The 12,644-nt window shown below is 53.4% G+C and carries 10 protein-coding genes; 9 read left to right on the plus strand and 1 reads right to left on the minus strand.

From position 1 onward, the window contains the following. Positions 1-48: 48 nt before the first annotated feature. Positions 49-438, plus strand: coding sequence for a hypothetical protein (locus HEQ34_RS13400; protein ID WP_296201324.1), 390 nt, complete (start codon positions 49-51; stop codon positions 436-438). 47 nt (positions 439-485) lie between these two features. Here the strand turns inward: HEQ34_RS13400 and HEQ34_RS13405 are convergent, their stop codons facing one another. Next, positions 486-785, minus strand: a complete 300-nt coding sequence (locus HEQ34_RS13405) for a hypothetical protein (RefSeq protein ID WP_296201326.1) — start codon at positions 783-785, stop codon at positions 486-488. 149 nt (positions 786-934) lie between these two features. Here HEQ34_RS13405 and HEQ34_RS13410 point away from each other — a divergent pair, with 149 nt between their 5' ends. The 8 genes from HEQ34_RS13410 to HEQ34_RS13445 form a co-directional block, all read left to right on the plus strand. Beyond that, positions 935-1,138, plus strand: a complete 204-nt coding sequence (locus HEQ34_RS13410) for a hypothetical protein (RefSeq protein ID WP_296201328.1) — start codon at positions 935-937, stop codon at positions 1,136-1,138. An 890-nt stretch (positions 1,139-2,028) separates the two neighbouring features. Further along, positions 2,029-3,702, plus strand: coding sequence for a TolC family outer membrane protein (locus tag HEQ34_RS13415; protein WP_296201330.1), 1,674 nt, complete (start codon positions 2,029-2,031; stop codon positions 3,700-3,702). Further along, positions 3,695-5,866 (plus strand): type I secretion system permease/ATPase, encoded by a 2,172-nt coding sequence (locus tag HEQ34_RS13420; RefSeq protein WP_296201332.1) that lies wholly within the window; start codon positions 3,695-3,697, stop codon positions 5,864-5,866. The genes HEQ34_RS13415 and HEQ34_RS13420 overlap by 8 nt, the downstream gene beginning before the upstream one ends. Beyond that, the gene (locus tag HEQ34_RS13425) at positions 5,863-7,257 is read left to right on the plus strand and encodes an HlyD family type I secretion periplasmic adaptor subunit (protein ID WP_296201334.1); all 1,395 of its coding nucleotides are present in this window, start codon (positions 5,863-5,865) and stop codon (positions 7,255-7,257) included. Before HEQ34_RS13420 ends, HEQ34_RS13425 begins: the two co-directional genes overlap by 4 nt. Before the next feature lie 158 nt (positions 7,258-7,415). Next, positions 7,416-7,814 (plus strand): SEL1-like repeat protein, encoded by a 399-nt coding sequence (locus HEQ34_RS13430; RefSeq protein WP_296201336.1) that lies wholly within the window; start codon positions 7,416-7,418, stop codon positions 7,812-7,814. A 585-nt stretch (positions 7,815-8,399) separates the two neighbouring features. Continuing rightward, entirely contained in the window at positions 8,400-8,762 is a 363-nt protein-coding gene (locus HEQ34_RS13435; protein ID WP_296201338.1) for a hypothetical protein, read from the plus strand. An 86-nt stretch (positions 8,763-8,848) separates the two neighbouring features. After that, a complete protein-coding gene (locus HEQ34_RS13440) occupies positions 8,849-9,208 on the plus strand; it encodes a hypothetical protein (protein WP_296201340.1) in 360 nt (119 codons plus the stop codon). Beyond that, a partial coding sequence (locus HEQ34_RS13445) for a hypothetical protein (RefSeq protein WP_296201342.1) occupies positions 9,201-12,644 on the plus strand: 3,444 nt, incomplete at its 3' end. The genes HEQ34_RS13440 and HEQ34_RS13445, both read left to right, overlap by 8 nt.

Below are 12,644 nucleotides of genomic sequence, written 5' to 3' on the forward strand. Positions count from 1 at the left end.
AAAGAGACAAGCTCTCCTTTGCAGTGATATCTACGGCAGACAGTTGCCGTGGTTGAAATAAAAACTGGCCTAACTGTGCGATCAGCGCCGCTTTTCCCTTGGCGCAAGATGCGCAGCTTCAATATGGCCACGCAGGCTATCGCGCTGCAAATTGCCCGGTTTTTGACCCAAAACGGGTCATCGCGAACCCAGATAGCATTTTGGCGCATGGGAGCCATGATGGCGGCGATCGGCGCCGTCATTGCAGCAGCCGACCATCTCATAACCCTTTTGGCGCTGACGCGCATATTCATTGAAGTTGGCCAAACAAACTATGTCCGGCTCTCGCAACACGCTGTCGGGCTTTACCTTATAACGCATATTGCAGTCGCACTAATACGCGGCGTGTTTGAACCGATAAACCGACCCCACAATAATTTGTTTGGAGACAAAAAATGAAACAGGCCCTGCGAATCCCGAGCTACTTCGCTTTATGCAGCATAGCCTTAAGCGTTGCAGCTTATTCGCAGATTGGCAAAAGTCGCACCCAAAACATAACCGTGCACGACTGCACTGTTACCGACGGCGACGCGCTGCGGTGCGGCAATGTTCGCATCAGATTGCTCGGAATTGATGCCGCGGAATTGCCGGGCCATTGCCAGACTGGCCGAAAATGTGCGCTGGGCGATCCAAACCAGCACAGGAGCGCTTTGGAAGCAGACGCACGAGGGGAACTGATTATCAAACCAATCAAGCAGGACCGATATGGCCGCACAATAGCGGTCGTCTCCAACAGCCGACGACAAGACTTAAGCTGCCTCATGCTCGCAGCAGGCGCAACTTATAAAGCCGAATGGGATGACGGGCAACGCATAGCAGCAACCTGTCCTCAATTGGTTAGATGATCGACAGGACAACCGCGCCCAAGAGTGGTGCTGACAAAGAGGAGAAAAAAATGAACGGTTTTGAATTTGATGAAGTCGGCGAGTTTGGGTCTGACGTCGATGTTGATAATTGGGCGCGCGAACATAATCTGGATCCACGCGACGTCGATGTGCGCACACAAACAAATGGACGTAAGCGCGTATGGGTGAGGCGGGGGGCCACACGCATGTCCGACATAGAATTGCGCAACAGCAGGGACCGGGGCTTCACTTAGGAAGGATCAAGCCCCGACCATTGCGGTGACGGCTATGTTTGCAATAAGCTGAACAGAGTGAATACCATGCTGACAAAGCCCAAGAGCAAGATGGCCCCTATTCCGCTGGCCTCAGCGAAGATCCAATTGATTTTCATCCTACAAAACGTAGCAACCGCATGTTTGAAAACAAGAGGACTTCTAACGGTTTTACGCTGGTCACCTATCTCATTATGCCACTTAGCCTTGAACGCGAGTTGACTGATGCCGCCCAGATATGAATGACGTCTGCGGGTATTGTAGAACCAGTTGATGTACGGGAAGATTCTTGCCCAGCGTCAACTTGCCAAGGCCCAATTCCGCTGCAACCCGCACATGAAGCAATCCACTGCTCAGCTCGATCCGCACCGCTTCTTGCTTAACTCATCACTGTGCTTGACCATCTCGTCCGTCTCCTTGTGCAAGAGTTGAACGTATCTAACACGCGGGTAGCGATCAATTCTGTCACGGATTAATTTCTGATACACCATTGATTTTACATTACATTACGTAAATTTATATGGCGGTCACTGGATATTGAGTGCATATCACGAATTAGTTCCGTTTTGGATCAACCGTTTTGGATCAACCGTTTTGGGACGCAGTTTGGACCGCTTTAATTGTGCGCGCGGCGAGAACGGCAGCGATGTTTATTGCCCTGAACTATTCTAAAATTTTTATGCTGTGGAGGCCATTTTGATACGTAAACCTATCCTGCCTCTGCAATTCGTAAAAAATGTCGGCATGATCTGAAAATCGCGCTGGCGTTTTGCTCGGCGACCATCCTTAATTTTATGGACCATCCAATCACTTTAGGCACGAGGCGCATCGTTATTCGGCGGGCGTTGCCCTTATCCTGCGTTCGCCAGCAAATGACGTCCTTGCTCCGTCTATTGGCCCTTGTGGTTGCTGTTGCACTGCCGCTTGTAGCTGTCGTTGGACAAGTGTCACAACCAAGCTTGAATGAAGTGCACGCGCGCTATGCTGCGCCGCTCACCGACCAAATAGAAGATATGGACGCAGCACCTGCTGATGACGATTTGGCTTCGGTGCTCGCGCAAGCATATGGTTCCAATCCTGGGCTCGCAGCGCAGCGTTATGATCTGCGCGCGACCGATGATGGGCTGGGTATTGCGCTATCCCGTACCCGTGCAACGGTGCAGTTTCAGGCTACGACGGGCTATGACTATACCGACCCTGGCGCTATCACGCAGGCCGCACGACCGCTCGCCGACCGCCTTAACAATCCGGATATTGAGCGTAATGATGTGGCGACGCAGTTGCTCGTCGATCAACCGCTTTGGACAGGTGGCCGCGCGTTTGCCGAAACCCGCTCTGCGCGTGCAGATATAGCGGCGGCGCGTGAGGCTCTGCGCGGGGCTGAAGGCAATCTGCTTGTTGATCTTATTGCTGCCTATGCCGATGTCCGACGCGATGGAAAGGTGCTGTCGATCCGTGAACGCAATGTGACCGTTCTTGGGCAAACGCTTGCCGAAGTAGTCGCCCGCCGCCGCGCTGGTGAGTTGACGCGCACGGACATTGCACAAGCCGAAACACAGTTAATGGCCGCCCAAGTGCAGCTGACCGCTGCGCAAGCCCAACTGGAGGCTAGTCGTTCAACCTTTGCCCGGCTTGTAGGGCGAACGCCCGGACGATTAGCGCCTGAGCCGCCGCTCCCGCTAATCCCGGCCTCAGTTGATGAGGCGCTTGATGTCGCAGCACAAGCAAACCCGGAACTAGCGGCTGCGATCCTGAACGAACGTGCCTCGCGCGCGCGGATTGCCCAAGCGCGGGCAGAGGCGAACCCGACGATCAGTTTGCGCGGCACAGCGGGCACGACGGGTCCGGTATCGCCGTTTGATCGCCGCGATCAGGACATCACGCTTGGCGCACGCGCAACGCTCACAGTTCCGTTGATAAACGGTGGCAGGATCCAAGCACAAATCGCACAAGCCAAGAACCGTAACAGTGCCGATCTGCTCAGGGTTGAAGCATCGCGCAGGGACATCGTCGACAGCGTATTGACGACGTGGAACGCGTGGGCTTCTGCAAAACGCAATGTCGAGATGCAAAGCGTCCAGGTGCAGGCGGCGCGCATTTATTATGACGGCACGTTCAAAGAGTATCGTGAGGGTTTGCGCTCAACGTTCGATGTGCTGTTCGCGCAGAACCAGCTGCGTGAAACCGAAATTGCGCTTATTTCAAATCGCCGTGATGCCTATGTTGCACAAGCCGTTTTGCTGCGCCGGATCGGCAAGTTGGATGCGGCCAGTCTGTTAGATGGGCCAACGCTTTACGATCCAGCGGCATACACAAGGCGGGTTGAGCGGCGGGGTGCATTGCCTTGGGACTTTGGTTTTCGTGTGCTCGACATCATCGACCACCCAAGTGATCGTCCGCAAAGGATGGAACAGCTTAAGCCGTCGAACAATACACCGGTCATTGCTTCACCGACCATCGAGCAGGTGCCGACGATCGTGCCGGCACGCGCCGCAACGCCGCTTCCAAATCATTCACCACGTCAGAAAGCAGGCAATCATGAGTGAAGCTGATCACACAGAGGCCGCCGCAGACTATGCCCCGACCGATGAAAGCGGCCTAATTGCCTTTTCGACGTTGCTCGCTATTCACCGGATCGCCGTCGATGCAACGCAATTACGTCATTCGCTTGGGCATCAGCGGCCCATCGATGCTGACGACCTTAAGCGCCTTGCAAAGCGTCAGGATGGCGTAAAAGCACGGGGCATTCGCAGCTCGTTTGACAAATTGCCACAGCTGCCTTTGCCCGCGCTGGCTAACGGACCAGCTGGCTGGTTCGTCATCGCACAGGTGAATGGAGACGAGGCAATCATCCAACCACCGTGCCCAAGCTTTGATGGAGTACAGCCGCAGATCATGATGGTCACGCGCGACGCGCTTGAGGCGATGTGGTCTGGCGAGCTTGTGCTTATCGCAACGCGCGAAAACATCGGCGGCGTAGCGCGCGCGTTTGATGTGTCGTGGTTCATCCCGCAGATCGTTAAGTATAAGCGGCTGATTGGCGAAGTGCTGCTTGTTACGCTTGCCATCAACATTTTGGGGCTGGCCTCACCATTGTTCTTCCAGAATGTCATCGACAAGGTGCTCGTTCATAACACGCTTGATACGCTCAATGTGCTGGTCATCGGTTTTGCGGTGGTCTCGGTTTGGGAAACATTATTTGGCTGGCTGCGCACGCGGCTTTATTCACAAACCACACAGAAGATTGATGTTGAATTAGGCGCAAAGCTGTTCCGGCACTTGCTTGGACTTAATCTTTCATATTTTGAGACACGCCGCGTGGGAGACGTGGCGATGCGGGTGCGTCAGCTTGAGACAATCCGCGAATTTTTGACCAATGCATCGCTAACGGTGCTGGTCGACCCGCTGTTCACAATCGTGTTCCTGATCGTGATGTGGATATATTCGCCGATGTTATTCATTATCGCTGTGCTGGCGATCCCTTGCTATATCGCGGTCGCCTTGTTCATTACCGGGCCTTTGCGGGTGCGGATCGAAGAGAAGTTCGAGCGGTCTGCTGCAAATAATGCGCTGCTTGTGGAGAGCATTGGCGGCATTCAAACGGTCAAGGCAGGCGCGGTTGAACCGCAATGGCAGGATCGTTGGGAAAAGCAGCTCGCCGGCTACAGCTTTGCCAACCAGAAGGTTATTGATCTTAGCAATACCGGCAGCCAGCTTATCCAGCTGATTTCACGGCTCAACATGGTGCTGATCCTTTATTTCGGCGCGCAAGCGGTGATCGATAAGGATCTGACCGTTGGCGGCCTGGTCGCGTTCAACATGTTTGCGCAGCGCGTTTCAGGGCCTGTTATTCGTATGGCACAGCTTTGGCAGGATTTTCAACAGGTGCGGATTGCGGTCGAGCGGCTTGGTGATGTACTAAACCAACCCATTGAACCCGGGTCCGGAAGCCGCGTCGCGCTGCCTTCAATCAAGGGCGCTGTCGCGTTTGACGGCGTCAAATTTCGCTACGGGCTTGATGGCCCGTGGACGCTGGACGACATCCACCTTGAGGTTCCAGCAGGCAGCACTTTGGGTATTGTCGGGTCTTCGGGGTCGGGCAAATCCACGCTCACCAAATTGTTGCAGCGGCTTTATATTCCCGCCTCTGGGCGTATCGCGATCGACGGCGTTGATATTGCGCAAATCGATCCTGCTTGGCTCCGGCGGCAGATTGGCGTTGTCTTACAAGAAAACCTGCTGTTTAGCCGCTCAATCCGCGAAAACATCGCGCTCGCCAATCCCGCCATGCCATTGGAAGCGGTGATTGAGGCTGCGACCTTGAGCGGCGCGCATGAATTCATCGTCAAACTGCCGCGCGGTTATGATACGCAAGTCGAAGAGCGCGGCACCAATTTATCGGGTGGTCAGCGCCAGCGGCTCGCCATTGCCCGCGCGTTGGTCACTGGCCCGCGCATCCTTATCCTTGATGAAGCAACCTCAGCGCTTGATGCCGAAAGCGAGGAGATCGTCCAAAGAAACCTGAAAGCCATGGCGGCAGGGCGCACGGTGATCATCATCGCGCATAGGCTGTCGGCAGTGCGGCAATGCGACATGCTGATCACCTTGGAGGGCGGGCGCATCGTCGAGCGCGGCAGCCATGCCGAGCTGCTGGCGGCAAACGGCCGTTACGCCGATCTGCACCGGCGCCAGAGCGGAGAAACGACATGAGCGGATGGAATCATCATTGGGAAGTCTTGAAAAAGGCAATCCGCGACGACCGCGAACACCGCAAGGGTTTCATCCCGCTGGAGGAAAGCGAATTCCTGCCCGCCGCGCTTGAGGTGACTGAGCGTCCCGTATCACCCACCGCGCGCGTTGTAACCTGGGCTGCGCTTATTTTCCTCATCATCGCTATTGCATGGACTGTGTTCGGGCGCGTCGATGTCGTTGCATCCGCGCCCGGCATGCTTAAACCCACGGGCAATGTGAAGCTGGTGCAGTCCGCAGATGCTGGCGTTGTGCGTGCCATTCATGTCCGGAACGGCGATGTCGTGCGCAAGGGGCAGCCTTTGTTGGATCTTGACCCGACGCTTGCGGGCGCTGATCTTGCGCAAGCGGAAAAGGCACTTGCCGCCGCTGAGTTGGAAATTGCACGCAACCGCGCGATTGCCGATGCTTTGTCGGGCAAGGGGATGCGCTTTGTCGCACCTTTGGGCACGCCTGCCGATGTGGCAGAGACGCAAGCCCGATTGATCGCATCGCAACTGGCCACGGTCGATGCAACGACGGCAAGCCTGTCGGCGGCGCGGGCCTCGGCCTTGTCTGATGCCAATGCAGCGCGCGCGCAGGTGGCGCGGCTAAGTGATACGGTGCCCATGCTTGATCGCCAGATTGCAAATATGAACCGGCTGAATGAAGAAGGCTACGCCCCCGGCGCGCGCCTCATCGAATTGCAGCGGCAGCGCCGTCAAGAGGCGGGTGACCGTGACGTTGCGGTAACCCAAATCGCGCGTGGCCAATCCGAAGCGCGCAAGCTGGATGGCCAAATCCGGGAAACCCGCGAACAGGCGCGTCAAACCGCGCTTGCCGACCTATCAAAGGCCGAAGGCGAAGCGATCCTGCGGCGGGAGGAGGTGACAAAGGCAAAGCGCAAGAGCACGTTCCAACGCCTCGCCGCCCCGGTCGATGGCACCGTTCAACAGATGGAAGTGCACACCATTGGCGGGGTCATTGAACCTGCCAAACCATTGATGGTGATCGTACCGTCCAGCACAGCGATTGAGGTGGAGGCCCGCATTTTGAACAAGGATGTGGGCTTTATCCGCATTGGACAACAAGCGTCGGTGAAGCTTGAGGCCTTTTCGTTCACGCGGTACGGCGCGGTGCCGGGGCGCGTGCGGGCGATCAGCCGGGATGCGGTGCAGGACAAGGACCTTGGCCTTGTCTATGTGGCAACCATCCTTCTTGACCGCAGCTTTGTGGACGCCGACGGGCGGCGTTATGCGCTGTCGCCGGGGCTGACCGCGACGGTTGATATCCGCACCGGAACACGGTCGATCCTAAGCTATCTTGTCAGCCCGTTGCAGACAACAGCGGCGCAGGCGGGGCGTGAACGATAGCCAAACCGCGAAGGCGGATTTAAGCGGTCCTGACCCTGAAGCACGTATCGGCTTGTAAATTTTGGGTTTAACTCCATGGCGTTACTTGCCAATCTGGCGGATTGGTCCATTATGCTGTGCAAAGTGGATGTATATTGAGTCGGGGGAAGGCGATGCGGATGAAGATCAATGTCAACTGGCCTTGCCTCTCGGCGCTTATGGCGGCGGCGCTGTTGATTGGCGGATGCGCGAGTCAGCAATATATGGGTGTGTCGCTGAAGCCCGGCGGCGCTGATCCGGCGGTGCAGGCTTTGGCCGCGCGCGCATCGACAGGGGATAAGCAGGCGCAGTATGAACTTGCGACAGCTTTTGAAAATGGGCTTGGCTTGGAAAGAAACTGTCGTAAAGCGAAAGCACTTTTTAGAGAATCCGGCCGCGACAAAACCAAATCCATGTATCTTTATAGTCCTTCAATAGGCGGCGGTACCAGTAGTAGAGTGATTGCAATTGATTATGGGCGTGCCTCAGAAGGTTTACCCGAAGCACGTGTTAAGCTTTATACTATTCAATGCCTCTAATATTTTGTCCAGTATTTATATGATTTTTGACAAATAGGAAACCATAAATTGTTTATATATGATCCTGTAACGTACCGAACATATGATGACGAGCGAAATTGTGAACTGTCGAACTTCTCCGGAGGTTCTGATGGTACAGTACGTTTTGATCTGGTCTGTTCTGAATTCGTAATTAATCTCTGGATGCGAAGTGTTTACGAAAAACATGTCGTCGAAGACACTTGTAGTACGAACGAGCCACGATATAGCTCCGTAACTACGTGGACTGTCGGCGGATGCCCCCTAGAATTTGCAGATATTGTGCGCGAAGCAATTCTAGCACAAGAATACGGCATGATAAATGATGCTAGAATACATGGAATTACTGAAGAAGTGAGGCGCTCTTTTGAAGGATCTGTTGTTAAAGTTGAGATTATGCAGGAGGCTCTAGGTGGGTGATCTGACTCTGACGCAGGCGCTTGCAGAGCTCCGCTCACTAAGCAATCCAACCATTGCCCAATTAAGAGACATTGTGAGTCGCACCTCGGCTGGTCAAACCTACCTAAGCATTCCCAAGTTCCTTTGTAGTTCGTGGAGGTCAGTTATATGAGTTGGATCGTTAATGCGGAGAAGACGCGAACATATAATCCACACTTAGGACTTGAACTTCTTTTCATCTCGGGTGGCTCCGACGGCTCAAGGCAAATCCGCATATGTGGTGATAATATCGACTTGGAGTTTACCGCCTCCACAATAGACGCTCCAATTACTCAAGAGGAACTAGCGGCGCTTGGTTTAAGCGATGCTATGGTTTGGTGCGTTTGGGGAAAGCCGACAGATTTCAACCCCGAAGAACGAGCCCTGATTGTTGACGCACTTTGCGCCACAAAGGGCGGGCACGGCTCCAATATTTGGGAGACGCCATATTTTGTTCGATTTGGTTTAAAGGGGGAGCTTCAAAGTGCCTGACCTTACACTACAACAAGCGATAGCGGAACTTAATGCACTAAAAGCGCGCGTCGGGCAACCGCTAACGAGCGCGAGGTATTAATGTAATGGCGTTTAGGGCTGATCCAGAAAATCTAAAAACGTTTGATCGAGAACGTGGTTATGAACTTAAGATTGATGGCGGCGGTAGCAGCGGTGAATTCCGCTTCATCATAGCAGGTCCGGAAGGAAAATATCACTTTTCCGCACATAAAGACTGGATTGGGCTGCCTGCCGACGAAATCGAACAACTCCCTTTGGACAAGCCAAAGGAATCAGAAGTTTGGATTGTTCACAATTGGGACGAACATTGGAGACCGATTATTTACGAAGCTATGACAGCCTACAAGTCTGTGCATGGTTTTGAAAACCCGAGATTCTCCTACTTTGTACGTTTCGGAACGATAGAAGGGCAATTTGATGTCTAATTTTTCTCTTGAACAGGCCCTTCAGCAACTCCGTTCAATGTCCAATCCGACACTGGATCAATTACGTTTGCTGGTCGCGCAAACGAGGGTCACGCAGTCCAATCCTGCAAATCCTGCACTTGATAACACTACACCGGTCCGCGCTGCAATTTTATATAGTGGTGATATCTCACCCAATTTTAATGGTAGCAGGCTGTCTACCAATGCTCTCGTGATTGCTATGGCCAAAGCAGATCCTAGCTTAGCAATCGTCGACAATACCCACGTAGGTAGGTTGTTAAGTGACCCTCTTTTTCAATCAAACTTTGATAGAGCGCTTGCGGCGGCCGGTCCTAACATTGACCCGCGAATTATCACGAGTCCTACAGGCGGTTTTTGGTCAAATGCATCAGAGCGATTTACCTTGGCGAATGCAAACAGCAACATTCTTGCATTCGCGCCTAAGCCTGCCAGTCTTGCTCCAGGTACCACCATTGATAAGGGAACATTTTCTCAAGTTGAACTTCGCGCATTGCTTGAGGGAACGGGGTCAGGGAAGATAAACGGGATTGAACTCTCTGCATTGCGAGACCGATACAACGCGTTAAAGAGTGCTGATCCAGTAAATGCACTCAAGGACGCCACTGAGATTGTATCGGTAAAATCCCTCGCGGATATGTGGACAAATGTCGAAGTTGGTCAAGCCACCGGTAATGAAATCACTGTACGCGTAAAGCCTGAACTGTTTTCTAACAATGGGCTACCGGAAATTGGTGAAGTGCGCAGTGGTTCATTTGTAGCAGCTGACGCTCAAACTGCAAACCGCCTATTCGCTTCGTCTGGCCCATCAGCTTTCGACGGCGCGGATATGGCGCGCTTGCTGAGTAAAAGTAATTTCATAAAGACCCTTTCTGGTGCCGGCAAGATTGCTGGACCTGTTGGAGACTTGATAGAAATCGCGGCGCTTACAGGCGCAGTTATTGGCCAGTTGCGCGCGGGAGATAGAGAAGGTGCTGCGCGGACGGCTGCTAATGGCCTTGCGTCGATCAGCGGCGGTGCCCTCGCTGCGGGCGTTGCTGCTACGTATGCTGCGCCGCTTTTGGCTAGCGGCCCTGTCGGGTGGTTTGTTTACACGATCGTAGTGGTCGGATCTGGCATTGTCGGTTCTGAAGTCGGTCAGGCAGTAATAGATAAAGCCTATACGGCTTTCACGAAAACCCTTCCAGATGCCTATAGGGCGGGCGACCCGCTGGTATGGATTGGTGACGCTGCTGGTGTATTAAATACCTTTATTACAACAACGCTTCCAAACGGGTTAGAATATGCCGCACGTATAACGCGCGAACTGATCAACGGTGAACTTGATATTGTTAAATTATTTACTGGCGATAGTCCCACGCCACAAGAGGCGGAGATCATTGTTACCGCCAATCGCCGGACAGGTCAGACGACGGTTTCAAATCTGCCCTCGGCGCTTCAAGATCCCGCCCTCGCGCGCGATATGGGGCAAGCTCTTCTTGATTTTGCGCGCTCGGGTGAAACGCTGAATGGAGGTTCTGCATCTGGTAATGCAGGAGCTTCTGCTCCGAGCACGCTGGCAAGTGCGCGCACTCAATCGGCGATGCCAGGTCAGGGCGCACCTGCAACACCTGTATATCGGAGGAATTCGGACGGCACAATCACGGTTGGTTCTTTTAAGGTCACGCCTCAAGGGACAGACGAACAAGGAGGGTTCCGTATACGTGATGAGTATACTGGTTCGCTGATCGATTTGTGGGTTGACCCGGTAACCGGAGTCACAAATTTATTATTTACCCGAGATTTTAGCGGCAAGCTGGAAGTAACGACCGAATATGAGGCAGATGGCAAAACAGTTAAAAATACGGCCCTGCGTTTTGGCAAGAACCCTGACATGGTCCAATTTTCTGATGCGGCAGGGATTTTGGGAGACAATCTTGGATACCGCCTCGCTAACGGTAATAAGCTTACCGGGCCAGTGTATTCCGCCACCCTCAAAACGCTCGGACAGAACTTTGGCGAGGCACTTGATGCAATAGCCTTTGGTTCACCATCGAGCGTCGGAAAAAATATTGAGGCGGCGTTCAGTGATATCGGTAACGAATTTCTGACCAACCTCAAATCAGCAGCGATTGGTGCGCTATCGTCCTTTGTGGTTGGCGAACTTGTCAATGCCATCGGTGTAGATGGCGTAGCTGGCGAATGGTTACAAACATCCTATGGAGCCTATCTAACCGAAATTATTGCAAACCTTCCAGCCATTATTGAAGGCACGAAGTCCGTTGGTCAAGTTTTGGGAAATGTGAACATCGGTAACATCGCGGGGAGTTTTGTCGGGGCGAAACTGGCTGCCCTTGTTTGGACACCTGAAACAATAGGAGGACAGATTGGCGCGGCTGTTGGGGCTGCGCTCGCCCCTGTTGCCGTAAATGCCTTACTTGCGGCATCAAGTCTGGTTTTGACCCCTATCGGCGTTGCTGTTGTTGCCTTTATCGGGTTTTTGGTTGGTGGCTTGATTGGTTCTTTGTTTGGAGGAACGCCTCGTAGCGGGGCGGATTCCCAGTGGGACTCCGAACAACAAAAATTTGTTGTAACCAACGTCTGGTCGCGCAAGGGTGGACCGAAAGACGCGGCTAAGAGTCTTGCGTCTGCCGTTTCTGAGAGCTTCAACACCGTTCTTTCAGCGGTCGGTGGGACCTTACTTAACCCCACTGCTGTGCAGTCCGGCAGCTATGGAATAGTGAAGAAGGAGTTCGTTTATCGTCCCCATGGCGGTGGCACGGATCAAGGACAAATCACGCAACGCTTCAGCGGACAAAAGGCGGCCGAAAAGCTCATTGGATATGGTGTTTATAAAGGATTGACCGATCCTGATTTTCAAATCGCCGGTGGCAATGTTTATGTAAAGCGTGCCTTATACAGTACTTTTGCGATCAGTGGTAATGATCAAAGTAATTTTGATACGCGAGCTTTGCTTGGAAATCTTGCCTCTGGTCAACAATATGCAAGCTATATTGCAAATGCCGTCGTAATCAATTCTCTGGTCGCCGCCGAACCAGAGAGCCTGTTTGCTGCTGAAACTCTGTTCGTGCTTGCGCGCGCGTCTGATTTAGGACTCACAAAGCGGGCGGCAAGCGATTGGTATGGCGGGTTCTCGTTTTTCGTAGATGACAAAAATACATCTGTGGCGCAGGTCCAATTTGGATTTGATTATGATTTTCAGAGCCGTCAGATCAGCCGCCAGATCGGCGTGGGTGATTATATCATTGGCGACACTATCGACATTGCCGGACAGACGACGATTGAGGCAGGCGCGACCGCCGACATCATCGACCTGCGTTCGGGCAAGCTTGCCAATCAGATTGGCTATACGGTCAATGGCACGCTGAACAATGACATTGCGGTGTCGGGGGCGGACTTTACGGCCTTGTCCAGTTCG

This window comes from Sphingorhabdus sp. (assembly GCF_023910635.1).
GTDB lineage: Bacteria > Pseudomonadota > Alphaproteobacteria > Sphingomonadales > Sphingomonadaceae > Sphingorhabdus_B.

Coding starts and splice junctions, on each gene's coding strand:
- HEQ34_RS13410 (WP_296201328.1), top strand. CDS start 935: ATGAACGGTTTTGAATTTGATGAAGTCGGCGAGTTTGGGTCTGACGTC.
- HEQ34_RS13415 (WP_296201330.1), top strand. CDS start 2,029: ATGACGTCCTTGCTCCGTCTATTGGCCCTTGTGGTTGCTGTTGCACTG.
- HEQ34_RS13420 (WP_296201332.1), top strand. CDS start 3,695: ATGAGTGAAGCTGATCACACAGAGGCCGCCGCAGACTATGCCCCGACC.
- HEQ34_RS13425 (WP_296201334.1), top strand. CDS start 5,863: ATGAGCGGATGGAATCATCATTGGGAAGTCTTGAAAAAGGCAATCCGC.
- HEQ34_RS13430 (WP_296201336.1), top strand. CDS start 7,416: ATGAAGATCAATGTCAACTGGCCTTGCCTCTCGGCGCTTATGGCGGCG.
- HEQ34_RS13435 (WP_296201338.1), top strand. CDS start 8,400: ATGAGTTGGATCGTTAATGCGGAGAAGACGCGAACATATAATCCACAC.
- HEQ34_RS13440 (WP_296201340.1), top strand. CDS start 8,849: ATGGCGTTTAGGGCTGATCCAGAAAATCTAAAAACGTTTGATCGAGAA.